The organism is Nonomuraea sp. NPDC051191 (assembly GCF_044455665.1).
Taxonomy (GTDB): domain Bacteria; phylum Actinomycetota; class Actinomycetes; order Streptosporangiales; family Streptosporangiaceae; genus Nonomuraea.
In genome coordinates, this window is record NZ_JBITEZ010000013.1 from 207,564 (window position 1) to 232,315 (window position 24,752).

Consider the following 24,752-nt stretch of genomic DNA (forward strand, 5'->3'; position numbering starts at 1 on the left):
CAGGTCATCGAGTGTGCTCCCCGCGCACGCGGGGATGGTCCCAAGGTGAACATCGCCATCAAGTCCGGCTTCAAGTGCTCCCCGCGCACGCGGGGATGGTCCCGAAGCTCCTTCTACCGATCCCTCCTACACCAAGTGCTCCCCGCGCACGCGGGGATGGTCCCGTGACCCGGCACGACGTTGATCCCGCTCCTCCGTGCTCCCCGCGCACGCGGGGATGGTCCCGAGGCGGAGCGTCAGCGCCGGCGCCGGGCCAAGTGCTCCCCGCGCACGCGGGGATGGTCCCCGCGAGTACGCGGTGGGCAATGTCCTCAAGTCGTGCTCCCCGCGCACGCGGGGATGGTCCCAAGAGGGCGATGCTCGACTTCGAGGAGGCGATGTGCTCCCCGCGCACGCGGGGATGGTCCCGAAGTCACGCCCGGCATCATGACCATGTCCAGGTGCTCCCCGCGCACGCGGGGATGGTCCCCGGCCGTCGCAGTACCGGGGCGGCGTCATCGGGTGCTCCCCGCGCACGCGGGGATGGTCCCGGCTCCAACTCGACCGGCCTGCCCCGGTTCGCGTGCTCCCCGCGCACGCGGGGATGGTCCCCCGTGCGTGAAGCGCTCCGACGTCCCGACCTGGTGCTCCCCGCGCACGCGGGGATGGTCCCTGCGACGCCGACGTAGTACCAGGTGCCGACCGGTGCTCCCCGCGCACGCGGGGATGGTCCCCTGGAATGGGCTATCGAATACTGGCCCGACCTGTGCTCCCCGCGCACGCGGGGATGGTCCCCGACTTCAACCGGTCGACTTCGGTCGTCTTCTGTGCTCCCCGCGCACGCGGGGATGGTCCCACCGCGGCGAGCTGGCCGCGGAAAAACGGCGTGTGCTCCCCGCGCACGCGGGGATGGTCCCGCTCCCCGCACAACGCAATGAAGCCCCCGTCCGTGCTCCCCGCGCACGCGGGGATGGTCCCGTGCACGAGTTCGTCCAGGCCAAGACCCGCGGGTGCTCCCCGCGCACGCGGGGATGGTCCCGCCTGCGCAAGGTACTTGGCGACCTCCGTCAGGTGCTCCCCGCGCACGCGGGGATGGTCCCCACACTCCGCAACGCGTGGGACAGCGAGTACAGTGCTCCCCGCGCACGCGGGGATGGTCCCGCTGACGAGGCGATCCCCAAGACGCCTAAGCGGTGCTCCCCGCGCACGCGGGGATGGTCCCGAGTTCGTCAACAGCGCTCAAGGTCAGGAAGTGTGCTCCCCGCGCACGCGGGGATGGTCCCCGCTGGCTACATTCGGGGGTGAGGCGTGAGCAGTGCTCCCCGCGCACGCGGGGATGGTCCCGTGGGCGGAACCAGGCTGTAGTCGCTTCCAGTGTGCTCCCCGCGCACGCGGGGATGGTCCCGAGGCGACGGTGAGAGCCTGCCCTCCGGCTGTGTGCTCCCCGCGCACACGGGGATGGTCCCTCCACATAGCCGGCGTAGTTGGCTGTCGCCCCTTGCTCCCCGCGCACGCGGGGATGGTCCCATGCACACGTACGACCCGCGGGACCTGGCGAAGGTGCTCCCCGCGCACGCGGGGATGGTCCCGCTCGTGACCTGGTCAAGCACCGTGACGGGGTGTGCTCCCCGCGCACGCGGGGATGGTCCCCAGTACCGCGAAGCCATCGGAGGGTTCAGCCCGTGCTCCCCGCGCACGCGGGGATGGTCCCGAAGAGTGGTTTCAACTGGCGTTCAAGCTGGTGTGCTCCCCGCGCACGCGGGGATGGTCCCTTGAAGGCCGAGTACACCGGCCTCTGGTACCGGTGTTCCCCGCGCACGCGGGGATGGTCCCGGCAACCAGTTCGCCCGCGCCCACAACCCCGGGTGCTCCCCGCGCACGCGGGGATGGTCCCTGATGGGCCGCCACGAACTCAACGAGTACGAGGTGCTCCCCGCGCACGCGGGGATGGTCCCGACTGGCTCATGGCCAATGTGGCGCCGTCCCTGTGCTCCCCGCGCACGCGGGGATGGTCCCAACGTGGGCACGCGCGCCCCTGTAATGGTGTGGTGCTCCCCGCGCACGCGGGGATGGTCCCGACGTCGCACCCGACCGCGACACGCTGACAGAGTGCCCCCCGCGCACGCGGGGATGGTCCCCGGAACCCTACGGCCGCGTACGCCGCTCTGCGGTGCTCCCCGCGCACGTGGGGAGGATCCCGAGGCGCGGGTGGCAGGCAGAGGAAAGTTATGAGGTGCTCGCATGATGGCTGCCTTCGCATGCCCCACCCAGCGAATGGGCCCGCAGATCGGTAGCGGACGAATCTCCTGCTCGTTGATTCTCGGACGCGCTGGGACGGGCAACGGACAGTGGTTCGGGGAGCCAGAGAAGGGAGCCAACGCCCGCCGACCAAGAGCGACATCACGAGACCGGCAGTGACGATGAGGCAGGTGGAAGGCTCCCCGTCTGACTCCTTCAGACCATGTCAGACCCTGTTCCCCTGCCGTCGCGTCAAGGTCAAGCCGGTGGGGTTCCGGATCGCGAGGCTGAACGGTCCGAGGAACGTCTGGTTCGGGCCGTTCGTCGTCATTGCGTGCCCCTCTCCCCGGAACTCGACGAACGGCTGCGCGAGGCGTCCGCCAGGATGCACCGCGCCGAACACGTCCGGCGCCTGCGCAGGAACGCCGCGCAGCAGATCACGGACGTCCGCGGCACCCTGAAGGGCCTGGAGTCCGAGCTGGCCGACGAGGAGCGCGACGTCGCCCGGCTGGAGGGCGGGCTGTCCGCCGTCCTGTCCCGCATGCTGGGCAACCGGGAGGAGCGGCTGGCGCGCGAGCGCGCCGAGGTGGTGGTGGCCAGGGAACGCGTGGACGGGCACCGCGCCCGGCTCGCGCAGCTCGAAGCCGACGTCGCCGCGGCCGACGCCGAGCTGGCCGTGCTCGACCCCGCCTCCCGCGAGTACGCGCGGCTGCTGGTCGAGAAGGAGCAGCAGCTCATCCGGAGCGGCGATCCGCGGGCGCGGGAGCTGGCCGACCTCGCCGCCGCGCTCGACCGGCTGAGCGCCGAGGTGCGGGAGTGCGACGAGGCCCACCAGGCGGGGCAGGGCGCGCACGAGGCGCTCGCCGTCGTGCTGCGCCTGCTCGACTCCGCCAGGACGGCCTCCACCTTCGACGTGTTCGGCGGCGGCCTGATCGCCGACGCCTTCGAGCACGACAGGCTGACCAGCGCCGACAAGGCCGCCTGGCACGCCCAAAGGGCTCTGGACGTCTTCTCCCGTGAGCTGGCCGACACCGGGATCGCGGCCCGGCCGGTGATGCCCAAGGTGGACACGCGGTGGTTCGTGGACGCCTTCTTCGACAACGTCATCAGCGACGTGCTCAAGCATCAGCGCATCGAGAAGACCAGGGCCGAGGTGCGGAAGCTGGCGCAGTGGGTGCGCCAGACCAGGGCGCATCTGAGGGGGCGGCGGGCCCAGTTGCTGGACGAGCAGTCGCGGCTGCTGACCAGGCGCGGGGAACTGCTGCGTCCCGAGTAGCCGCTCGTCGAGCAGCACCGACCCTGTCGTCACGGATAGTAGTTGAACGACTGCAAAGCGTGAAAGATGAGTGAGGACGCCGGCGCCACGGCGCCGTACCTCAAGGGACAGGAACGCGCTCATGCTCCGTACCACGACCAGCCTGACCGGCCTCGCCACCGCCGCCGCACTCGTCCTGAGCCTGGCGACCCCCGCCTCGGCCGCGACCGGCACCCTCTACATCAACCGGGCGCAGTACGACGACCCCAGCGGCTGCTACACCTCCGACAGCGCGAACCCCTTCGTCTACAACCGGACCGACGGCGTGGCCATCGCGTTCCTCGGGCCGAACTGCCGGGGGCCGGTGACCGGCACGGTGCCGCCGAACGAGGGCCAGGAGATCGTCGGCACCAGCGTGTTCATCCAGTAGGGGAAATCGTTCGGCCACGGCCCCACGGTGTTGGGTGGGGTCGTGGCCGTAGTCGTTCCAGGGAGGGGTGCGTCTCACGTCGAGGCGGCGCCGGAGGCGAGGGCGACGATGCCGACGACGGTCATCAGGAGCGTCGTGCCGGGGTGCATGGTGATCGAGATGCGGATGTCCTGCTTCTTCCAGGCGAGCCAGACGCCCGGGTAGAGGAAGACGAGCTTCGACAGGACGGTCCAGGGGGCCCAGAAGTGGTACACGGAGAAGAGGAGGGTGTTGAAGATCGGGGCCCACTTGCCGAGCTGCGGCAGGCGGGGCAGCAGGAAGCCGCGGAAGTAGTACTCCTCGATCAGCGGCAGGGTGAAGCCGGTGAACGGCCCGCAGACGAGCAGCGTGGTGAGCACGACCGCCTGCGGGTAGCCCTGGAGGTAGGTGGTGCCACCGGGGCCGGCGCCCTGGTAGTCCACCCAGGTGAAGAACCAGTCGTAGACGAGGTTGTCCAGCGGGGTCAGCGAGAGCGAGACGACGGTCATCCACACGAGGCACGCGCCCCCGAGCCACATGACCTTGCCGCGCGAGAGCGGCTTGTCGCGGTAGCGGACGACGCCCTTCATCGTGAAGCGGCCGGTCTGCTTCTTGCCCAGCCACAGCAGGAACAGCTGGATCGGGAAGAGCACGATCGCGAGGGCCATGGCCCAGGCCGCGAAGATCGGCGCCCCCATCGCCCGCACCAGCGGGGCGGCGACGAACGCGTACACGGCGACGATGGCCGCGCCGGGCACCAGGTGCAGTGCGATGGAGAGCGGGACGGAGTGACGGTCCGCGAGGAGCTTCGCGACGAAGCCTGTCGGGTGTGCGCCGGCCGGGGGCCGCGTTGCTGTGTCCATGCCGGCAATCGTGGCCGGGCGGCCCGACACGGCACTGACATCGTTCTGACACGGCTTCGGGTGCCGTGAAAGGCACAGGTCACAAGGGGGTGGCGGAGGAGGCGCTCACGGTTCGAGCCGCCACAGTGCGGGTCTGATGTCCTCGTCCCATGGCCCGGAGCCGATGCCGCCGAGCGCGTAGATGGCGCCGCCCGGTGAGCCGGCCAGATCCCTGATCACCGGCACCCCCTTGTCGACGGGCGCCCGCTCGCGGGTCCAGCGTCCGTCCGACAGGTGCCACAACATGCCGAGCCCGGTGGCCGCCCACAGCCCGCCGCGGCCGTCGGCCACCGCGTCCACGAACGGGTCCGGCTGGTCGCCCGCCGGCCCCCACCAGCAGCTCCACCGGCCGGCGACGTTGCGCATCAGCACGCTCCTGGAGACCATGACGTCCTCCTGGTCCACGGGTTCGTGCTCGCCCCAGCTGTACGTGCCCACGACCCAGAACTCCTCCGGCCCGGTCCGCGCCACACCCGCGATCCGCGTGGAGGGTTTGTCGGGGTGGATGGCCTCGGTGCCCGGAGGCAGGGTCATCCCGTCGGGAAAGGGGACGGCCTGCCAGCCCTGGTCCGTCCATCTCGACAGCTGGATCTTCATCTCCTCGTCCGGGTCGGGGGAGGCGATCACCCATGGATCCTCGGTGCTGCCCGACAGTTTGTCGCTGTAGGAGTGCAGGGGCGCGGTCTGCCAGGCCGTGCCGCTCCAGCGCATCGCGCGGTCGCCGAGCAGCACCCAGGCTCCCTGCGCCGCCAGCTCCTCGCCGCTGACGGGCGGCACGCCCAGGTCCACCGGCCGGCTCCGCCACGCCCGGCCGTCCCAGGTGGACACGACGTAGTTCGCCGGTGAGTCGTCGGGGGACCCGCTCTGGACGATCACCCAGGCCAGGTCGGCCGCCGCGGCCCCCAGCCTGACCAGGGGATCCTTTCCGGCCGGGAACGCGGGGAGGTCCTGCCAGGACGAGCCGGTCCACCGCACCGGCCTCTGGGTGGGGCCTCTCCCTCGGAGGGCCCAGAGCGTGCCGTCCGGGGTGACCGTCGCCTGGTCGAGTTCGCCCTCTTCCGTTCCCGCCGAGGCCAGTCGCCAGGTCGAGCGGGGCAGGGTGGCGGGGTTCAGCTGGTCGACCGTTCTGCCGGGGGACGGGCAGGTGCCCGTGAGGTTGGTCATCGGCGGTCCCAGCCGGTCGGTCAGCACGTCCAGCTTGGGGGACGCGGACGGGGACGGGGTGGCCGTGGACGCCGGTGGCACGGGCCTGACCGTCGCGCAGGCCGCGAGCAAGAGGACACCGGCCAATGGGGCCAACCGCCGCACCATGGTCCGGGTTCGTAACCGCTTCTCCATACGTTGTGGGAGTCGTCGGGGTCGAAGATGGTTCAGGCGGGCAGGCTCGCGGGCCAGCGGCCGGTGGTCTTGGCGGCCTCGATCGCGGCGTGGCCGGCCGGGCGCATGCGCCCGGCGGCCGTGAGCGCCTCGGCCCTGGCGACGTTGATGCGGGACCAGGGGCTGCGGCGGGTGCGGGGCGAGTAGCGCTGGAGGTAGTAGTCGCCGTCGAAGGCCCTGCGGTGGCTGTCGATCCAGCCGTGGCACAGCGCCTCGTCGAGGGCCTCGTCGAGGGTGACGCTGGTGGCGTCGCTGTTCTTCTTGGCGATCAGCAGCCAGACGTCGGGGGCCGTCCCGTGATGCTCGGCGAGCCAGGACTTCCAGGCGGTGGCGTCGTCCAGGAGCAGGGCGTCGTCGGTCATCGGGTCAGCCCTTCCGGCCCGCGAGGACGTCCATGTAGTGGTGGTTGATCATGATGCCGAGGATGTTGCCGAACGGGTCGCGCACCGAGGCGGTGACGAACCCGGGGCCGCGCTCGGTCGGCTTGTCGAACGGGGTGGCGCCCATCTCCAGCAGCCGCTCCCAGGTCGCCTCAAGGTCGTCGACGGCCCAGTAGACGATCGCGCCGCCGTCCTCGGCGCTCCAGCCCTCCGGAGCGAACCGGGCGTCGATGATGCCGAGCTCGTGCTGGTAGTCGCCGACGCGGAACTCCACGTAGACCGGGTCGCCCTGCTCGGGACGCTGGAAGTAGGCCCGCATGCCGAGGAGGTCGGCGTACCAGTCGCGGGCGGCGGCGACGTTCTGGGCGTAGAAGCTGATGGTGGTGAGTCCGCGGAGCATGTTCTCTGCGCCTTCCGGTCGGTGGCTTGTGAGAACCATGCTGCCAGCCAAAGTGCTCATCGAATGAGCACTTTTTCTGACATCGTGGGAAACATGAGAGCGGATCGACTGGTGGCCGTCCTGCTGCTGATGCAGGCGCGCGGGCGGGTGACGGCGGCGGACATCGCCGCCGAGATGGAGGTCTCGGTCGCGACGGCCCGCCGTGACCTGGAGGCCCTGTCGGCCGCGGGCATCCCCGTCTACCCGCAGGCCGGGCGGGGCGGCGGCTGGGCCCTGCTCGGCGGCGCCCGTACCGACCTGTCCGGGCTCAAGGCCTCCGAGGCCAGGGCGCTGTTCCTGCTGCTCGGCCCGGCCGCCGCGATCGCGCCGGAGGCCAAGGCGGCGCTGCGCAAGCTCGTGCGCGCGCTGCCGTCGACGTTCCGGCAGGAGGCCGAGGCGGCGGCGGACGCGGTCGTGGTCGATCCGGCCCGCTGGGGCGAGCATCGCCGCACGCGTCCCGCGCTCGTCAATCTGCTGGAGGACGCGGTGGTCCGGCGCCGGGCGGTCCGGCTCACCTACTCGGGACGGGAGCGTGTCGTCGCCCCGTACGGCCTCGTCGACAAGGACGACACCTGGTACCTGATCGCCGGAACCCCCGACGGGCAGCGGACCTTCCGCGTCGACCGGGTCACCGACGCCGAGGTCACGGAGGAACCGGCCGACCGTCCGGCGAACTTCGACCTCGCGGCGGCCTGGGACGCCGTCGTCACCGCGATGGAGGCGCGGCGCGCGACGACCACCGCCACCGCCACCATCGAGGCCCGCTACCTGCGCGTTCTGCGCGACCGCTTCGGCCGCCACTGCGAGGTGCTCCCCACCGAGGGCCAGGGCGAGCGGGTCCGGGTCGCGCTCACGGCGCCGACCGCGCTGGACATCGCCCGCCAGCTCGCGGGCTGGGGCGACCTCGTCGTCGTGGAGGGCCCGCAGACCGTCCAGGACGAGCTGGCGAAGCTCGCCGCCCAGCTCACCACGTTGTACGCCCGCCAGGCCCGGTGACGCGGCCGGTTCAGGAGACGTACAGCATCCAGTAGGGGGGCCTGGCGTAGATGCTGCTCGGACGGCAGGAAGCGGTCTTCCCGGCGGCGGTGTACGGGGCGGCCGCACGCGCGCACGCGTCCGACGTCGGGTAGACGCCGACCATGACCGGGGTGGTGGCGGCCTGCGCCGTGGCGGCCTGGGCGGCGGCCTGGGTGGCGGCGGGGAAGGCGAGGGCGGTGAGGACGAGACCGAGGCCGGCGGCCGTGCGGCGGAACGAGTTCGTGTTGATGACCATGGACAGAACGGTAGAAGTCATCCCGTTTCTGGTCGTCAAAGCAACCTTTGACGCGGTGTCCCCCTCTGGGGTGATTTTCCGCGATCGGGACATCCGCCTCCTGGGAGACGGTTCCCTCGGCTGACGGCCGTCAGCGGCTGCGGACGAGGGCGAGCATCTCGTCCACCGACCCGGCCGGATCGCTGATCGGGAACTGCACCGCCCGGATGACCGCGTCGGGATCGACCAGCAGGGTGAGGCGCTTGAAGCGGTCGACGCCGGCCGTGCGGAAGGTGGGCAGCAGCAGCCCGGCGGCGAGCCTGTCGTCCTGGTCGGACAGGAGGGGATAGGGCAACCGGGCATGCGTGACGAAGGCCGCCAACTGGTCGGGGCGCTGGGTGCTCACGCCCCGGATCGCGGCGCCCGCCGCCTCGAAGTCGGCGAACCGTGACGCGTAGGTGAGGGCTTCCAGGGTGCAGCCCTTCGTGCCCGGGATGTCGGCCCAGCCGGGCGGGTAGTCGTGGGCGTCGGGGGCGAAGGCGCCGGGGAAGAAGTAGAGCACGGTCCAGACGCCGCCCGGCGCGTTGGGCGCGACCGGCTCGCCGTCGTGGCGTTCCAGCACGACGTCCGGCAGCCTCCGGTCGACCAGGTCGTGCACGCGGCGGCTCTCGGCGGAGCCGTCCTCGCTGGTCGCGGTGAGGGCGCCGTCGCCCATCACGTGCCGGGTGCCCCAATCCTGCAGGGCGATCAGCGTGGGCAGCAGACCCTCGCCCTTCGCCGTCAGGACGTAGTCGTGGCGCGGCGGGCGGGTGGAGTAGGGCCGCCGTTCGAGCACGCCGTGTTCGACGAGCTTGGCCAGGCGTTCGGCCAGGGCCCGGCGGCTGACGCCGAGCTCGCGCTGCAGGCCGTCGAAGCGGGTGGTGCCGCCGGCGATGTCACGGACGACCAGGAAAGTCCACCAGTCGCCGATGACGCCGAGGGCCTGCGCGATGCCGCAGTCGGAGTCGTGGAGATCGGCGCGCTTCACAGGCTCCAGTATAGTGCGTTCCAGTTTGGAACTTACTCGGTGAGGAGCGCCAGGATGGGGATCGACAGCGGAGGTGGCGCGGCCGTCTTCTGGCGGTGGTGGACGGCCGGCACGACCAGCGCGGTCGGCTCGGCGGTCAGCGCGGTGGCGCTGCCGCTGACGGCCCTGACGGTGCTCGACGCCTCCGCGTTCGAGATGGGCCTGATCGCCGCCGCCGGGTACGTCGCCTGGATCGTGATCGGCCTGCCCGCCGGGGTGCTGGTGCAGCGGCTCCCCATGCGAACGGTGCAGGTCGCCGCCGACCTGGCCCGCGCGGCGGCGGTCGCCTCCGTCCCGCTGGCCTGGTGGCTGGACCGGCTGACGGTCGCCCAGCTCGTGATCGTGGCGCTGGTGACCAGCTTCGCGAACGTGCTCTTCGACGTCGCCAACTCGACCTTCCTGCCGTCGATCGTGAGCAAGGAGCAACTGCAGTCGCGCAACAGCCTGACGTCCGGCACGCACGCCACCACGCAGCTCGGCGGGCCGTCGGTCGGGGGTCTCGTCGTCCAGGTGCTCGGTGCGGTGCCCACCCTCCTCGTGGACGCGGCCAGTTACCTCGTCTCGGCCCTGCTGCTGCGGACCCTGCCCGAACGCCGCCCCGAGACCGCCGACCGCCGGCCGCCGATGCGCGAGATGATCCGCGAAGGTTGGCGGTTCGTCGTCCGCCACCCGGTCATGGGCCCGTGCATGTGGGCCGCCACCGCGGTGAACACGGTCTGCGGGGCGCAGCACGCGCTCTACGCCCTCTACCTGGTACGCGAGCTGCACGCCGAGCCCGGCCTCGTCGGCCTGCTGCTGGCGGTGGAGGGCGTCGGCACGCTGATCGGCGCGGCGTTGACGAGCCGGTTCACGTCCAGGTTCGGCACCGCCCGCACGCTGGTCGCCGCGGGCTTCGTGTCGGTGGCCGGGGCGCTCGTCATCCCTCTCGGCAGCGGCTGGCAGGGCTTCGCCGCGTTCGCCGTCGGCAACGTGGTGTTCGCGGCGGGGGTCGTGGTGCTCAGCGTGGTGACCCGGACGTACCGGCAGCTCGCCAGCCCGCCCGAGCTGCTGGCCCGGGTGATGGCCACGGTCCGCTTCGTCTCCTGGGGCGCGATCCCGGTCGGCGGGCTGGTCGCCGGAGTGGTCGCCGGGTTGCTCGGCGCCCGGGCCACCCTGTTGATCTTCGTCGTCGCGGCCGTCTGCGTGCCGCTGGTCCTGCTGGCGTCGCCGGTCCGGCGCCTGCGCGACCTCACCGACTTCGAGTGGAGCGAGGAGGCCGTCGGCTCGCGTGGTGTGCCGATCACATGATGATTCGCGGAAGTGGCGGTGACGTCATGGCGATCTTGCGGCGACAGGATCACACCATGAAGCGCATCCCCCTCTTTCTGTCCACCGTCGCGCTGTTGACGCTGGTCGCCACGCCGGCCCAGGCCGCCGCGCTCCGCCCGATCGTCGTGCAGCCCTACGCCGACCTCACCGAGGGCGTCACCGTCGCGCCGGACGGCACGATCTACGTCGGGCTGCTGACCAAGGGCGAGATCAGGAAGGTCGACAGCACGGGCACCGACAGCCTGCTGGCCGCCCTGCCCATCGGCGAAGGCAAGCTGAACGGCCTGGCCACCGACCGGCGCGGCAACGTCTACGCCGCGCTCAACTCCGGCCAGGCCGCCACCAACGGCATCTGGCGGATCACCTCGTACGGCGAGGCCGAGCTCTACGCCGCGCTGCCGATCGGCTTCGCCAACGGCCTCGCCTTCGGCCCGGACGACGCGCTCTACGTCACCGACACCTCGAACAGCGTGGTCTACCGCGTGGCCGACGGCAAGGCCGCGGTCTGGGCGAAGTCGTCCCTGCTCGTCGGCTCGGACGGCACCGGGGCGAACGGCATCGCCTGGCGTTCGGGCGCGTTCTACGTGGCCGTGTCCGACGAGGCGCAGATCGTCCGCATCCCGTACGGCAAGGGCGGCAAGGCCGGCGTGCCGACCGTGTACGTCAAGGACGCCAAGCTGGCCGGCGCCGACGGCCTGGCCTTCGACGTGCGCGGGCAGCTCTACGTGCCGAGCTACACGGGCAACACCCTCAGCATCGTCCGCACGGGCGGCGGCGTGGAGGTCCTGGCCGACAAGCTGGACAGCCCGGCCAGCCTGGCCTTCGACGGCAAGGCGCTCTACTTCGTCAACATCGGCGGCAACGGCGCGCCCAGCCTGATGAAGACCAAGGTCAAGCTTCCCGGCCAGCCGCTGCTGCGCGGCTGACCCCGTTCTCGCCGGCCGGCGGGCCGATCAGGTCGAGGAAGGCCGTGGCCGCCGCGGACGGGTGGGCGCCCCAGATCAGGTGCTCCACCCGGGCCGGGGCGTCGCCGAGCCGGACGAGGCCGAGGTTCGGGAAGCGGGGGGCGTAGGCGGCCGGGAGCAGGCCGACGCCGAGGCCGTGCCGGACGAGGTCGACCATGAAGTCGCCGGAGGTGACCTCGAAGGCGACCTCGCGGTGGACGCCGGCCGCCGCGAACGCCACGTCCGACTGGATGCGCCCGGCGTGACCGGCGCGGAAGTCGATGAACGGCTCGTCGGCCAGGCCGCGCAGGTCCGTCCGGCGACCGGCCAGCGGGTGGTCCGGCGCGACGATCGCGACCAGCTCGCCCCTGGCCAGCGGGCGGCTCTGGACGGCCTTCGGCTCCGCGCGGGGCGGCAGGCCCAGGAAGGCGACGTCCGTCTCGCCGCGCCGGACACGTTCGATCAGGTCCTCGCTGCCGGCGGAGATGAGCGTGATGCGCACCCGCGGGTGCAGGCGGCGGAACTCCTTCAGCACGACCGGCAGGTCCACGGCGGTGACCGTGGGGATCGCGCCGACGGCGAGCCGGCCGCGGATCTCCCCGCTGGCCGCGGCCACCTCCGTCCGCGCCCGCTCGGCGGCCTCCAGGCAGGCGCGGGCCGCGGGCAGGAACGCCTCTCCGGCCGTCGTCAGCCGTACGCGGCGGCTGGTGCGCTCGAACAGCCGGGCGCCCAGCTCCCGTTCCAGGGCGGCGATCTGGTGGCTGAGCGCCGACTGCACGACCCGGCAACGCTCGGCGGCCCGGGTGAAGTTGCTGGTCTCCGCGACGGCGAGGACGTACCTCAGCTGTTGAAGCTCCATCCATCAATCGTGCCACGCGATAGATCCCGATCAAAACTATGTGTTGGACTCATCGATCGGTTGTCGGCAGGCTTGGCGCCATGACGCAAACTCTTACGACGCAGGCGACCCGCCCGGCCTTCAGGGCATGGGCGGGGGTCGCCGCGATCACAGCCAGCCTTTTCGTCTTTCTCACGACCGAGTTGATGCCGGTGGGCCTGCTGACCCCGCTCAGTGAGGATCTGGGCATCTCCGTGGGCGTCGCCGGGTTGATGGTGACGTTGCAGGGCGTGTCGGCCGGGCTGGGCGTGCCGTTCATCGTGGCCTGGTCGAGGCGGGTCAACCGGCGGGTGCTGCTGTCCGTCCTGCTGGTGGTGCTGGCCCTGGGGAACCTGGTGACGGGCATCGCGCCGAACTACACGGTGATCCTGATGGCACGGCTCCTGCTGGGCTTCGCCAGCGGCGTGTTCTGGGCCATCGGCGTGAGCATGGCGATGCGGCTCGTCCCGGAACGGCAGGCCAACCGGGCCGCCGCGGTCGTGATGTCGGGCATCTCGATCGCCACCGTGGTCGGCATCCCGCTCGGCACCTTCCTGGAGAGCCTCACCGACTGGCGCACCACGTTCCTCATCTGGAGCGGGCTGAGCGCGCTGGTGTTCCTGACGGTCGCCGTCCTGATCCCGTCGCTGCCGTCGGCGAACGCGGTCTCCGTCCGCGAGGTGTTCGGGCTCCCGCTGCGGAACGTGCCGCTGCGCACGGTGCTGTTCACGGTGGTGCTGTTCGTGCTCGGCCACTTCGGGGCCTACACCTTCGTCCGGCCCTTCCTGGAGGCCGGCACGGGCGCGTCCCCGCTGCTCGTCATGGGGGTGCTGATGGTGTTCGGCGTCGCCGGCGCGATCGGCAACTTCATCGCCGGGCACACCGTGACCCGCAGCCTGCGGGGCAGCTTCGTCACCGGCGCCGCGGGGCTCGTGGTGGCCATGCTGCTGCTGCTCGCCTTCGGCGACGGCGCCACCGGGGCGATCGTGGCGCTGGTCGTCTGGGGGCTGTCGTTCGGGGTCGTGCAGCTCGCCCAGGTCAACATGACGCTCGCCGCCGCGCCGGAGACCTTCGAGGCCGCCATGTCGCTCAACACGATGGCCTACAACACCTCCATCGCGCTCGGCGCGCTCTTCGGCGGGCTGTTCGCCGACCACCTCGGGGTCACCAGCGTCGTCTGGTTCGGCGTGGCGCTGACGGCGGCGTCGCTGCTGCTCAACCTGGCCACCGGCCGGCGGACCTCGCGGTCCGCCCAGCCGGTCGCGTGAAGGACGGGGACGCCTGCCTCACGGCAGTCGCCGCGCGGCGGTCGCCTCCCACGTCCGCAGGTACGATTCCGCGCCGCTCGCCAGGTCACGGACGATGTCCTGACCGGCGAGCAGACGCATGTCCTCGATCCAGTCGGGGACCAGGCCGTAGTTGGCCACGCCGTCCACGTTGACGTCCCAGACCCGTTGCCCGGTGCGCAGCCGGTCGAGTCGCACGCTCCCGTCGTAGGACGCGAACGGGTAGGTCACCGGGTTCGCGGCGTTGCCCGCGCGCGGGGCGGGCAGCCGGCCCATGCCGTTGACGTCCAGGCCGTAGCCGTAGCCGGGCACGTTGTACTGCTGCCGCAGCGGCGCCGTACGCCGCCACTCCGCGACGAAGTCCTGGGAGTTGTGGCCGTACTGGGTGATCATGCCGCCGAGTGCGTAGATGCGGGCGAAGAAGTTCGGGTCGGCCCAGCTGTGCGAGGAGATCACGCCCGGGTAGCGGGCCGCCTCCAGCAGGCCGAGCGTCTGGGCCGCGGCCTTGACGCTCATGTGGTCGATCTCCACCAGCATGCCGCGCCGGATCAGCCCCTGCACCATGTACGTCCCGAGCGAGGTCAGCCCCCGGGTGTTGCAGTGCGGCGCCGGCGGATACAGCGGCAGCGAGACGCCCGGCGGCAGCAGCCGCGCGATCTGGTCGGGCAGCACGCCGGCCGGGTCGATGGTGTTGTCGTGCTCGGGCCCCGTGCAGGTGCGGGCCTGCCAGAACGAGCCGGTGGCCAGCAGGTTGCCGACGTTGACGATCGCGCCCTGGGTGCCGGAGTCGAAGCGCACGCCGCACAGCGCGTTGTCGTACTTGTGGCAGACGAACATGCTGCGCACGCCGAGCGCGTACATCTCGTCCAGACCCCGGTCGATCTGGGCCTTCGTGCACTGGGGGATGCCGAAGATCTGCCGGCAGCCGAACGGCTCCGACGTCTCGATCCCGAGGACGACGGCCAGCTTGCCGGCCGCGGCCACGGTCCTGGCCTCGGCGGGGTCGTTCACGATGCGGAACCAGCCCCGTCCGGGGCCGCCCGACTCGGCGTCGATGTGGTCCTGCAGCTCGCGGGCTCGCTGGGCCTGGAGGCGGATGGAGGACATCTCGTCGCAGGAGTACTTCTTCAGCGGGTAGATCGCGCACAGCTGCCGGTTGGCCACCAGGTCGTTGACCAGCACCCGGAGCCCGCCCCGCCAGGCGCGCTCGACCCAGGTGTAGTACGCCTGCTGGTGGGTCAGCGAGTCGTTGGCCGGCCAGTCGCGGAAGGTGGGATAGCCCACCGGGTCGTGGGTGCCGGTGGGCTTGCCGGTCCTGGTGAAGTTCTCGTACCAGGCCAGCTCGCCGTTCGGGTAGTGGTCGGAGCAGTCGGTCAGCGCCTGCTCGATGCCGTCTGGGTCGAACGGCTCGCCGCACATGAGCTTGCCGCCGAACGCCTCGTACGAGAACAGGTGGCTGTGGCCGTCCACGAAGCCGCTTACAGCGGCGGCGGCGTGCGCGGCGGCGGTGGGGACGGACGGCGCGACCAGCGCGCCGGTCAGGAGAAGGACGGCTGCGGCCGCCCGGCGGGTGAGACGGTGGAACACGGGACCACCTCCCAGGCTGCGGTACCGGGGTCGCCGCAAGCATCCACCGCCGGAGGGGCCTCGGCAAGACCGAACATGAGCTGATCTCATCTAAATTCGCGACCGAAATGCCAGGCGGCCAGGTGGCGGAGGCGGGTGGTGATCCGCGGCGCGGCCCGGCGGCGGTCGTCGTCCCATGAGTTTTCCGCATGGGAGCCGTTGAACCCTGTCCGCGGGGACCGGCGTACACCCTGACGACGAGAACCGAGCCAGAGGACGGCGATGGACAGTCAGGGATGGGGTGGCGGGCTGGCCCTCCGGCCGCGCGACTACCTGGGGATGGGTGAGCCGCTGGCCGACGTGGTCGCGGCGGCGGGGCCGTACGAGGGCGAGGAGCTGCACCGGCTCGCCCTCGGCACGGCCGCGACCATGGCCAGGCTGCATCTGACCGGGATCGCGGGGCTGCGGCTCGGGCCGCACAACGTGCTGGTCGGACCGCTCGGCGAGGCGTCGTTCGCGCCCGGCCCGAGGAGCAGCGAGCTGCCGCCGGCCGACGTGCGCGAGTGGGCCGACGTGATCGTCTTCGCCGCCGCCGGGCACATGGAGGGCGGAACCGGCCTCGACCGGCTGCCGCCCGTGTTGCGCGCTCTGGTCGACCAGTGCCGCGACCCGGACCCCGCCGCCCGGCCGGCGGCGATGGAGCTGGTGCGCGTGCTGCTCGGGCATTCGGCCTCCGCCCGGCACGCCTCGGTGCGCGAGCTGCTGCGCGAGGCCGAGGCGTGGGCCGGTCCGTACGAGCCGGCGCGTCCGGAGGGCCGGCCGCGAGCGGCGGGCCGGCACGGCCGCGTGTCATCAGCCGAATGATCATCTTTTACTGCCGAATCGGCAAACCTGGTGATTTATGCAAATCCCGTATCTTGTTCCTCGCCCGTGACTAGGGCAATAATTCAATATCAGTAGTTGTCTGGGCGACATTTCATGATGTACGCAGCGCGAGGAGTCGCCGCGTGAATCATCGTGTGACCGACGAAGCCATGGTCCGGGCCCTGTACCGCGAATACGGGTCCCCATTGATGGCCTTCGCCGTCCGGCTGACGGGCGGCGACCGGCGCTGGGCGGAGGACGTCGTCCAGGAGACGCTGGTGCGCGCCTGGCGCAACCTCGGGGACCTGCGGACCGACAACGGCTCGTTGATGCCCTGGCTGGCCACCGTGGCCCGCCGGGTCGTGATCGACGACCGGCGCCGGGCCGGCACGCGTCCCCTCGACACCGTGGAGGAGGTCCCCGAACGCGCGAACGCCGTGGCCGCCGAGGACGACCGCCTGCTGCGCGAGATCGTGGTGACCGACGCCATGCTCTCGCTCTCGCCGGCGCACCGCCAGGTGCTCACGGAGACCTTCCTGCGTGATCGCACGTTGCAGGAGGCCGCGGAGACGATCGGCGTGCCCGTGGGCACGGTGAAGTCCCGCGTGTACTACGCGATGCGGGCGTTACGCATCGCATTGGAGGAAAGGGGCGTGGGGCTCCCATGAACGAGGTGCACCACGAGGACGTCGCGGCGTACGCGCTGGGCCTCCTGGACGACGACGAGCGCAACGCCTTCGAGCGCCACCTGCACGGCTGCCCGAGCTGCGCCGGCGAGGTCGGCGCGTTCGCGGCCATGGGGGAGCTGATGCGCGGCGTCGACCCCGACGACCTGCGCGCCGAGCCGGACGAGTCCCCGGTCGAGTCGCTGATCGTCCGCCGGGCCGCCGTGGAACGCCGCCGCCGGACCCTCCACCGGGGGATCATGTCGGCCGCCGCGTGCTTCCTCGTCGCGACCGGCGTCTTCCTGGCCGTCAACGCGGCGGCCTCGGGCCCCGACCCCGACAGCGTGCACAGCCCCGCCCGCGCGCTGCTCATGACCGGCCGCACCTACCCGGTCAGCGACCCCGCGACCGGCGTTTCCGGCGTCGTCGGCGTCGAGGACAAGGGCTGGGGCACCCACGTGGCGCTGGAGCTCAAGGGCGTCAAGGGGCCGCTGAAGTGCCGCCTGGTGGCCTTCGGCGACGACGGCCGCTCGGAGACCGTGGCGAGCTGGGGCGTGCCCGACAAGGGGTACGGCGTCGCCGGCGCCCCCGACGCCCTGCTGCTGCACGGCGGCACCAGCCTGACCCAGGACGACCTGAACCACTTCACCATCGAGACCCTGGACGGCCGGATCCTCGCGACCGTCCAGGTGTGACCGCCTACCATCGAGCGATGCGCATCGACCTGCACAGCCACAGCACCGCCTCCGACGGCACGCAGCCGCCGGCCGACGTGGTGCGCCGCGCCCGCGAGCGCGGCCTCGACGTGCTCGCGCTGACCGACCACGACACCGTCGCCGGGCACCGCGCGGCCGTCGAGGCACTGCCCGAGGGCCTGACGCTGGTGCCGGGCATGGAGCTGTCGTGCCGGCGGGCCGGGCAGAGCATCCACCTGCTCGCCTACCTCTTCGACCCCGCCGACCCCGAGCTGCTGGCCGAGTGCGAGCTCATCCGGCAGGCCCGCGAGGAACGCGGCAGGCTGACCGTCGAGCGCCTGGTCGAGCTGGGCGTGCCGATCACCTGGGAGCAGGTGTCCACGCTGGCCGGCGGCAGCCCGGTCGGACGGCCGCACATCGCCCGCGCCATGGTCGCCGCCGGGGCCGTGGCCGCGCCCGAGGAGGCGTTCACGGCCGAGTGGATCGGCACGGGCGGCCGCGCGCACGTCACCCGCTACGCCCTCGACCCGGTACGCGCGGTCCGCCTGGTGCGCGCCGCCGGCGGGGTGCCCGTGCTGGCCCACCCGAAGGCGGTCAGGCGCGGCGAGGCCGTGCCCGACGAGTGGATCGCCGAGCTGGCCGAGACCGGGCTCTTCGGCGTGGAGGCCGACCACCTCGACCACGACGACGAGGCCCGCGCCCACCTGCGCCGCCTCGCCGCCGGGCTCGGGCTGGAGGTCACCGGGTCGAGCGACGACCACGGCGAGCTGACCGGCCACCGGCTGGGCTGCGAGACGACCGCCCAGGAGGTCTACGAACGCCTGGTCGGCCAGGCGAAGGGCGCCGTGCCCGTCACGGCGCCGTGAAGTAGGTGGTGAACCAGTCGCGGGCGTGCTCGGCGACGCTCTCCAGCGCGCCGGGCTCCTCGAACAGGTGGGTCGCGCCGGGCACGACCGTCAGGCGGGTGTCGGCGCGCAGGTGCCGCTGAGCCTCCTCGTTCAGGTCCACCACGATCGGGTCCCGGCCGCCGACGATGAGCAGCGTGGGGGCGCGTACCGCGGCCAGCCGCCCGCCGGCCAGGTCGGGCCGTCCGCCGCGCGAGACGATCGCCGCGATCGCGTTGTCCGGCTCGGCCGCCGCCCACAGCGCCGCCGCCGCGCCCGTGCTCGCGCCGAAGTAGCCGATCGGCAGCCCCGCCGCCTCCTCCTGCCCGCGCAGCTCCTCGGTACGCCGCAGCAGCCGCCCGGCCAGCAGCGCGATGTCGAACACGTTCGCCCGGTCGGCCTCCTCCTCCGGCGTGAGCAGGTCGAACAGCAACGTCCCGAGGCCGGCTCTGTTCAGCACCTCGGCCACGTACCGGTTGCGCGGGCTGAGCCGGCTGCTGCCGCTGCCGTGCGCGAACACCACCACCCCCCGGGCGGCGTCAGGGACGACCAGGTCGCCGGTCATGCTTCACCTCCGACGGCGCGCTGCCCCGCTGCGCCACAACCTTGCCGCTACCCAGGCACGGCGACCTCTATCCACCGTCGGAATGGGCATTGACCTGGGAGTATGAGCAAAGAGCCGGGGCGCGAGCAGCAGAGCGCCGGCGCGCCGCTCGGGCGGATCGTCTCGGGCGCGGCGGCCGGGCTGGCACGTCTGCGCGCCCAGGGGTTCCGCGAGTGGCTGGTGGCCGAGCGGGAGGCGTTCGCCCAGACGGTCAAGGTGACGCTGGCCTGCGTGTTCGGGTGGTGGCTCGCCACGTTCGCGCTGAAGGTGCCGCTGCCCGTGCTGGTGCCGATCGGGGTGCTGCTCACGGTCTCGGCGACCGCCTACAGCACGGTCGTACGCGGGCTCCAGCAGGTCGGGGCGGTCGTGGTCGGGGTGGCGGCGGCGACGGGGCTGATCTGGCTGATGGGCGTCAACGCGCTGACGCTGGGCGTGCTGGTCGCGGCCGGGCTCGTGCTGACCCGCCTGCTCAACCTGCCGACCCAGAACGTCCAGATTCCGATCACCGCCCTGCTGGTGCTCTCCCTCGGCCGCCTGTACGGCTTCGCGCGCCTGGCCGACGTCCTGCTCGGCGCGGCCATCGGCATCGCGGCGAACCTGCTCATCCTGCCGCCGCGCTTCGTCGAGCACGCGGCCAGGGAGTTGTGCGACATGTCGGCCGAGCTGGCCGACCTGACCCAGGACATGGCCGACGGGCTGAGCGGTCACTGGACCGAGGACATGGCCCGGGACTGGCTGGACCGCTCTCGCGAGCTGTCCCAGCGCCTGGAGAACACCAAGGACACCGCCGACCAGGCGGCCGAGTCCCTGCGCCTGACCTTCCGCCGCAGGCGCCGCTACGACCGCCGCCTGCGCCAGTCGGCCGAGGCGGCGACCTGCCTCGACCACGCCGGGCACCAGCTCAGGAGCATCGCCCGCGGGCTGGTGGACCTGATCGCCGGCGCCCGCGGCCTGCCCGGTGAGAAGGCCGCCGACCTGCCCGAACCTCTGGCCGACGAGCTGCGCGCGCTGTCGCGCATCTTCCGGAACTTCGGGCTGATCCAGGTGGGCAAGGCCGCGTCCAGGGACATGGCGGACCTGTGCGCGGCCCTGCGCGAGGGCGAGCACCAGCAGCGCCACCTGACCGCCGAGCTGGCCGACTCCCGCCCCAAGGGCCCCCTCTGGCCCCTGTACGGCGCCCTGCTCGACGACTGCGCCAGAATCCGCCACGAGTTCGACCCCGACACCGGCCCCCACCGATCCGCCTTCCCCTGACCTTGCCCACGGGCCCGCGAACCGTGTCATGATCCCCTGGTGATCGACGCGGAGACCGGCTGGTACTTCATGCACGCCTCGATCAAGGGCGTGGTCCTGACCGACGAAGGCGTCCTGCTCTGCAGGAACCCCAGGAACGCCTGGGAGCTCCCCGGCGGCTGGCCCGACCGGGCCGACGACACCCTCGCCGAGGTCGTCCGCCGCGAGGTCCTGGAGGAGAGCGGCCTCGACGTCGAGGTCGGCGGGGTCGTCGGCGCGGAGATCTTCCACATCGCCGGCGGCAAGGTCCTGGTCGTCGCCCTGCTCGCCACCCCCGCCGGGCCGGTCGAGCCGCGTGTCAGCGAGGAGCACAGCGACCTGCGCTTCTTCCCCGTGGACCGGCTGCCCGGCGACCTCGAAGCCGGTTACGCGCCGCTGATCCGGGCGGCCGTCAGGGCGTGGCGCGGAGACGGCGGGACGCCACCGCGCAGGTGACGGCCCGCCGCGCCCCCGCTCAGGCCAGGAGCAGCGCGGTGACGAACTGGAGCAGGTGCCAGGCCACGTACGCGGCCAGCGAGCAGAACGCCCACTCCTTGCTCCTGCCCACCCGAGCCACCCAGACCAGCACCTCCACCGGTTCGGACCGCGGCTTGACCGCCCGCACCGCGAAGTACGCCGCCATCAGCCAGGCCGCCCCCGACGCGGTGATCAGCCCGACCGAGAGGGCGAGCAGCACCCCCGGCCCCGGCGGCGGGTCACCGGGGGAGAGCTGGCGGGTCCAGGCGGCCAGCATCCCGGCCAGCAGGCCGAGCGTCACCCGCCGGTCCCTGCGCGCCTGTCGCTTGAGTGACTGCAGGTCTCGACGCACATGGTTCTTGAGCATCCGGATCACCTCCGTGTCGTCGCTGGTGGCACCAGCTAACGAGAAGGTCCGGAGCAGATCTGCGACCTCACTTCCGAGATTTCCCGACTTTTAGCGGTGTTTCAGGAGAGGTCCCGCAGCTCCAGCGCCGCCCGCCGGCTCTCGAAGACGTCCCCCACCTCCTCCAGCGTGCGCACCGCCTCGGCCAGGTGGGCCACCGCCGCCGCGCGGTCCCCGAGCCTGGCGGTGATCAGGCCGAGCGCCCGCAGCGCGCAGCCCAGGTCGCGCCGCGTCCCGCACTCCAGGTGCACGTCCCTGGCCTGCTCGGCGTGGGCCAGCGCCTCCTCGGCCCGGTCCAGGTCGAGCAGCACCATGGCCAGCGTCGTCAGCGCCGACGCCCACCGGTCCCTGGTGCCCCTCTCCTTCTGCAGCTCGACGGTCTCCCTGGCGTACTTCAGGGCCGCCGCGGGCTCGCCACCCGTGTGCAGCGCCTGCGCGATCGACAGCAGCGCGCTGGCCCTGTCGTCGCCCGTCTCCTCCCGGAGCGCCAGCGAGGCCCGTGCCGCCCACAGCGCCTGCTCGTGCCACCCCAGCGACAGGTACGTGTACGCCAGCGTCTCCTGGACGTCCGCCTCCGCCCGCCGGTTGCCCAGCCCCTGCACCAGGTCCAGCGCCTCCAGCGCGTACACGAAGGCCACCTGGGGGAGGCCCTGGCGGCGTCGTACCCGGGCCAGCCGGTTGAGCATGCGGGCCTCGACGGGCTCGTCGCGGATCACCCGGCTGATGCCGAGCGCCTGGTTCAGGTAGTCGTCGGCGCGCAGGTAGTCCGACAGCCGCCAGTGCACCAGCCCGATGTCGCCCAGCGTCTCGGCCTTGCCCTGCTCGTGGTGGAGCTCGACCTGCACCGCGAGCGCCTGCTCGTAGCAGGCCAGCGCCTCGTCGTAGCGCGAGCCGTTGCGCGCGATCCGGCCCAGGGCGCCCAGGGCGCGTCCGCACCCGTGCTGGTCGCCGGTGGCCGTGTACCCGGCCAGGGCGCGTTCGGCGTCGCGCCGGGCGTCCTGCTGCAATCGGAGCCGGTCGTAGATCTCGGCCAGGCAGAGCAGCGTCTCGGACTCGGCGTGCTCGTCGCCCAGCTCGTGGCAGATCGACAGCGCCTCCAGGCCCTCCGACAGCGCCGCGTCCGGCTCGCCCAGGCTCTGCCGCACCCGGGCCGAGACGATCAGGCTCTGCGCGGTGCCCCTGCGGTCGCCCAGCTCCACCCGTACGCGCAGCGCCTGGCCGGCGTACCGGAGGGCCAGGTCGTGCCGTTCCTGCGACAGGTGCAGCAGGGCGAGCGTGTGCAGGCACTCGGCCACGCCGGCCAGGTCGCCGATCTCCCGGTACGCCTCCAGCGCCTCGCCCGCGCGGCGCAGGGCCTCGTCCCTGTTGCCCGCGATGCCGTGCACCTCGGCCAGGTCGTTGAGCGCGCGGGCCAGCCCCTCGCGGTCGCCGAGCGAGGTGAAGTCGGCCAGTGCCTCGCCGATGAACCTGGCCGCCAGCGTGGAGGGCCCGATGTCGCGGTGGATCGAGCCGAGGTGGCTGCGCATGAGCGCGACGGCCCGCCGGTTGCCCACCTGGATGGCCGAGGTCAGCCCGGCCTGCTGGACCTCCAGGTTGTTCTCGTAGTACCGCAGCCTCCTGAACGGCTCGAACACCGCCTCAGCCAGCTGCCAGGCCATCCCGTACGCGCCGCTCTCCTCGGCCAGCCGCACCGCCGAGACCAGCGAACGCCGTTCGGCCTCGAACCACTCGCGCGGCGTTTCCGGATCGGTCGCGACCGCCAGGTAGTGGTCGAGCAGCCGCACCCTGGCCTCGCGCACCCCGGCCTCGGCGTGCCGGCCCAGCTCCCTGGCCTGCCACTTGACCAGGTCGTGCACCCGGTACCGCGACCCGGGCAGCGGCTCGACCAGGTACGCCCGGTGCAGCCCCTCCACCGCCGCCACCGCCTCGCCCACCGGCACGCCCAGCGCCGCCGCCAGAACCTCCGGCGCGAAGTCCCGCCCGGGAAGCAGCCCGACGTGCCGGAAGGCCCGTCGCTGCGCGTGGCTCAGCGACTCGTACGCCAGGTCCAGGGCCGACCTGAACGCCTCCTCCGGGTCCCCGGCCAGCGGCCGGTCCGGCGTACGCAGCTCCGCCGCCCGCGACCGCACGCTCAGCCCCGGATCCTCGGCCAGCTTGGCCGCCGAGATCCGCAACGCGTACGGATGGTACGAGCACACCCGGGCCAGCTCGGCCAGCGCGTCCCGGTCGGCGGCCCGCGGCGAGCCCGCGCCGAGCACCGACACCAGCAGCGCCACCGCGTTGCCCGGGTCGAGCACCGACAGGTCCATGAGGTCGGCGTGCCCGGTGGCCCGCAGCGGCGCCATCCGCGTCCGGCTGGTCACCAGCACCACGCAGTCCCTGCCGCCCGGCAGCAGCGCCCGCACCTGGGCCGGGTCGGCCGCGTTGTCCAGGATGAGCAGCAGCCTGCGCCCGGCGATCCTGCTGCGGTACAGCAGCATCAGCTCGGCCTCGTCGGCGGCCGGCATGTGCTCGCCCACGCCCAGCGAGCGCAGGATCTGCCCGAGCGCCTCGGCCGAGCTCATCGGCGGCTGGGTCGGCGACTGGCCGCGCAGGTCGATCATGATCTGCCCGTCGGGGAACCGGTCGGCGTGCAGGTGGCCCCAGTGCGTCACCAGCGCGGTCTTGCCCACGCCGGTCAGGCCCTGCACGACCATGGTGTTCGTCCGGCGTGGCCGGTCCAGCCAGGCGGTGAGCAGGTCGAGGCTCTGCTGCCGTCCGGTGAAGTCGGACACGTCGGAGGGAAGCTGGCGCGGCTTGGGCAGCTCGCCGACCGGCAGCGGCCCGGCCTGCGCGCCCGGCCGCGTGAGGAACGGCGTCACCCGGCCGCGCCACGGCTCCGCCAGGTGCTCCCAGGCCCCCGCGGCCTCGCGCAGCGCCACCGGGTCGGCGATCCGCAGCCTCCGGTACGCCGGCCGCACCAGCCAGCCGCGCCTGACCCATTGCGCGAGCTGCCGCTGCACGACGTCCGGCGCGCTGCCCACGAGGTCGGCCAGCGTCTCCATGGACAGCGGCGGCGCCGCGGCGGAGGCCAGCCCGTACCGCTCCTCCAGGTGCAGCAGCCACACCGCCAGCCGGGCCGCGACCGGCGCGCGGGCCAGCGCCTCGTGCCTGCGGGCCGCCAGGTTCCTGGCGAACAGCTCCTGGACGAGCGCCGTCGCCACGGCCGGGCCCGCCGAGGCGTGCTCGCGTAACCGCCGCAGGTCGATCGGCCAGGCCCGGACCTCGGTCAGGGCGTCCACCTTGACGCGTTCCCCAGGGCTCCAGAAGGCCAGCTCGCCCACGAGGTCGCCGGGGCCGCGCAGGTCGTGCACGACCTCCCGGTCACCGCCGGGGACGTGCTCGCGGGCATACCCGTGGTCGATCAGGTGGACGCGGCTGACCGGCCGGACCGGCGAGCAGATCAGCTCGCCGCGACGGAAGAGGCGGGGGCTCGCGCCCTCGTCCACGAGTGACCTGAACAGACCCACGCCGCCACCACCAATCTGGGGACGGCGGTGTCCTCGACCTGACAGGTTGGAAACAGTCC

Annotated in this window: 23 protein-coding genes and 1 CRISPR repeat array; of the genes, 12 read left to right on the plus strand and 11 right to left on the minus strand. The window is 72.5% G+C overall.

Annotation, left to right across the window (positions count from 1 at the left end; genetic code table 11):
* The first annotated feature begins 13 nt into the window (after positions 1-13).
* Positions 14-2,178: direct repeats of the CRISPR family, unit length 29 nt; unit sequence GTGCTCCCCGCGCACGCGGGGATGGTCCC.
* A 373-nt stretch (positions 2,179-2,551) separates the two neighbouring features.
* Entirely contained in the window at positions 2,552-3,493 is a 942-nt protein-coding gene (locus ACIA8R_RS35130; protein WP_397042177.1) for a hypothetical protein, read from the plus strand.
* Positions 3,494-3,614: 121 nt separating this feature from the next.
* On the plus strand, positions 3,615-3,902 hold the full coding sequence (locus tag ACIA8R_RS35135; protein ID WP_364096150.1) for a hypothetical protein: 288 nt from the start codon (positions 3,615-3,617) through the stop codon (positions 3,900-3,902).
* Positions 3,903-3,976: 74 nt separating this feature from the next.
* Here ACIA8R_RS35135 and ACIA8R_RS35140 read toward each other — a convergent pair whose 3' ends face one another.
* From ACIA8R_RS35140 to ACIA8R_RS35155, 4 genes are all read right to left on the minus strand, one after another.
* Positions 3,977-4,783 carry a type II CAAX prenyl endopeptidase Rce1 family protein gene (locus ACIA8R_RS35140; RefSeq protein ID WP_397042178.1) on the minus strand — a complete coding sequence of 269 codons (807 nt, stop codon included), beginning with the start codon at positions 4,781-4,783 and terminating at the stop codon, positions 3,977-3,979.
* 105 nt (positions 4,784-4,888) lie between these two features.
* On the minus strand, positions 4,889-6,067 hold the full coding sequence (locus ACIA8R_RS35145) for a hypothetical protein (RefSeq protein ID WP_397042179.1): 1,179 nt from the start codon (positions 6,065-6,067) through the stop codon (positions 4,889-4,891).
* 125 nt (positions 6,068-6,192) lie between these two features.
* Complete coding sequence (locus ACIA8R_RS35150) at positions 6,193-6,561, minus strand: hypothetical protein (protein WP_364096141.1); 369 nt, start codon at positions 6,559-6,561, stop codon at positions 6,193-6,195.
* 4 nt (positions 6,562-6,565) lie between these two features.
* Positions 6,566-6,979 carry a VOC family protein gene (locus ACIA8R_RS35155; protein WP_364096138.1) on the minus strand — a complete coding sequence of 138 codons (414 nt, stop codon included), beginning with the start codon at positions 6,977-6,979 and terminating at the stop codon, positions 6,566-6,568.
* 93 nt (positions 6,980-7,072) lie between these two features.
* On the opposite strand from ACIA8R_RS35155, the gene ACIA8R_RS35160 reads away from it, so the two are divergent.
* Positions 7,073-8,014 carry a helix-turn-helix transcriptional regulator gene (locus ACIA8R_RS35160; protein ID WP_397042180.1) on the plus strand — a complete coding sequence of 314 codons (942 nt, stop codon included), beginning with the start codon at positions 7,073-7,075 and terminating at the stop codon, positions 8,012-8,014.
* Between the two features lie 10 nt (positions 8,015-8,024).
* Here ACIA8R_RS35160 and ACIA8R_RS35165 read toward each other — a convergent pair whose 3' ends face one another.
* Entirely contained in the window at positions 8,025-8,291 is a 267-nt protein-coding gene (locus ACIA8R_RS35165) for a hypothetical protein (protein ID WP_364096132.1), read from the minus strand.
* 130 nt (positions 8,292-8,421) lie between these two features.
* Positions 8,422-9,297 carry a winged helix-turn-helix transcriptional regulator gene (locus ACIA8R_RS35170; protein ID WP_364096129.1) on the minus strand — a complete coding sequence of 292 codons (876 nt, stop codon included), beginning with the start codon at positions 9,295-9,297 and terminating at the stop codon, positions 8,422-8,424.
* A 54-nt stretch (positions 9,298-9,351) separates the two neighbouring features.
* Between ACIA8R_RS35170 and ACIA8R_RS35175 the strand changes: the two genes are divergently transcribed.
* Both ACIA8R_RS35175 and ACIA8R_RS35180 read left to right on the plus strand, forming a co-directional pair.
* The gene (locus tag ACIA8R_RS35175) at positions 9,352-10,623 is read left to right on the plus strand and encodes an MFS transporter (protein ID WP_397042181.1); all 1,272 of its coding nucleotides are present in this window, start codon (positions 9,352-9,354) and stop codon (positions 10,621-10,623) included.
* 56 nt (positions 10,624-10,679) lie between these two features.
* Positions 10,680-11,570 carry a hypothetical protein gene (locus ACIA8R_RS35180; RefSeq protein WP_357706182.1) on the plus strand — a complete coding sequence of 297 codons (891 nt, stop codon included), beginning with the start codon at positions 10,680-10,682 and terminating at the stop codon, positions 11,568-11,570.
* On the opposite strand, the gene ACIA8R_RS35185 is transcribed toward ACIA8R_RS35180, so the two are convergent.
* Positions 11,536-12,447, minus strand: coding sequence for a LysR family transcriptional regulator (locus ACIA8R_RS35185; protein WP_397042182.1), 912 nt, complete (start codon positions 12,445-12,447; stop codon positions 11,536-11,538). The genes ACIA8R_RS35180 and ACIA8R_RS35185 overlap by 35 nt on opposite strands.
* Before the next feature lie 80 nt (positions 12,448-12,527).
* Here ACIA8R_RS35185 and ACIA8R_RS35190 point away from each other — a divergent pair, with 80 nt between their 5' ends.
* The gene (locus tag ACIA8R_RS35190) at positions 12,528-13,733 is read left to right on the plus strand and encodes an MFS transporter (RefSeq protein ID WP_397042183.1); all 1,206 of its coding nucleotides are present in this window, start codon (positions 12,528-12,530) and stop codon (positions 13,731-13,733) included.
* A gap of 18 nt (positions 13,734-13,751) precedes the next feature.
* Here the strand turns inward: ACIA8R_RS35190 and ACIA8R_RS35195 are convergent, their stop codons facing one another.
* Positions 13,752-15,338 carry a Coagulation factor 5/8 type domain-containing protein gene (locus ACIA8R_RS35195; protein ID WP_364096115.1) on the minus strand — a complete coding sequence of 529 codons (1,587 nt, stop codon included), beginning with the start codon at positions 15,336-15,338 and terminating at the stop codon, positions 13,752-13,754.
* A 261-nt stretch (positions 15,339-15,599) separates the two neighbouring features.
* Between ACIA8R_RS35195 and ACIA8R_RS35200 the strand changes: the two genes are divergently transcribed.
* The 4 genes from ACIA8R_RS35200 (at position 15,600) to ACIA8R_RS35215 (ending at position 18,407) form a co-directional block, all read left to right on the plus strand.
* Positions 15,600-16,181, plus strand: a complete 582-nt coding sequence (locus tag ACIA8R_RS35200) for a hypothetical protein (RefSeq protein ID WP_397042184.1) — start codon at positions 15,600-15,602, stop codon at positions 16,179-16,181.
* Between the two features lie 170 nt (positions 16,182-16,351).
* Positions 16,352-16,849, plus strand: coding sequence for a sigma-70 family RNA polymerase sigma factor (locus ACIA8R_RS35205; RefSeq protein ID WP_397042236.1), 498 nt, complete (start codon positions 16,352-16,354; stop codon positions 16,847-16,849).
* Positions 16,846-17,541 (plus strand): zf-HC2 domain-containing protein, encoded by a 696-nt coding sequence (locus tag ACIA8R_RS35210; RefSeq protein WP_357706188.1) that lies wholly within the window; start codon positions 16,846-16,848, stop codon positions 17,539-17,541. Before ACIA8R_RS35205 ends, ACIA8R_RS35210 begins: the two co-directional genes overlap by 4 nt.
* Before the next feature lie 17 nt (positions 17,542-17,558).
* On the plus strand, positions 17,559-18,407 hold the full coding sequence (locus tag ACIA8R_RS35215; protein WP_397042185.1) for a PHP domain-containing protein: 849 nt from the start codon (positions 17,559-17,561) through the stop codon (positions 18,405-18,407).
* On the opposite strand, the gene ACIA8R_RS35220 is transcribed toward ACIA8R_RS35215, so the two are convergent.
* A complete protein-coding gene (locus ACIA8R_RS35220; protein WP_357706190.1) occupies positions 18,394-18,990 on the minus strand; it encodes a dienelactone hydrolase family protein in 597 nt (198 codons plus the stop codon). The genes ACIA8R_RS35215 and ACIA8R_RS35220 overlap by 14 nt on opposite strands.
* Before the next feature lie 102 nt (positions 18,991-19,092).
* Here ACIA8R_RS35220 and ACIA8R_RS35225 point away from each other — a divergent pair, with 102 nt between their 5' ends.
* Positions 19,093-20,283 carry an aromatic acid exporter family protein gene (locus ACIA8R_RS35225; RefSeq protein ID WP_364096106.1) on the plus strand — a complete coding sequence of 397 codons (1,191 nt, stop codon included), beginning with the start codon at positions 19,093-19,095 and terminating at the stop codon, positions 20,281-20,283.
* Positions 20,284-20,322: 39 nt separating this feature from the next.
* Entirely contained in the window at positions 20,323-20,757 is a 435-nt protein-coding gene (locus ACIA8R_RS35230) for an NUDIX domain-containing protein (protein WP_397042186.1), read from the plus strand.
* A gap of 19 nt (positions 20,758-20,776) precedes the next feature.
* Here ACIA8R_RS35230 and ACIA8R_RS35235 read toward each other — a convergent pair whose 3' ends face one another.
* A complete protein-coding gene (locus tag ACIA8R_RS35235) occupies positions 20,777-21,145 on the minus strand; it encodes a hypothetical protein (protein ID WP_357706193.1) in 369 nt (122 codons plus the stop codon).
* Between the two features lie 101 nt (positions 21,146-21,246).
* Complete coding sequence (locus tag ACIA8R_RS35240; protein ID WP_397042187.1) at positions 21,247-24,693, minus strand: tetratricopeptide repeat protein; 3,447 nt, start codon at positions 24,691-24,693, stop codon at positions 21,247-21,249.
* Positions 24,694-24,752 lie beyond the last annotated feature (59 nt).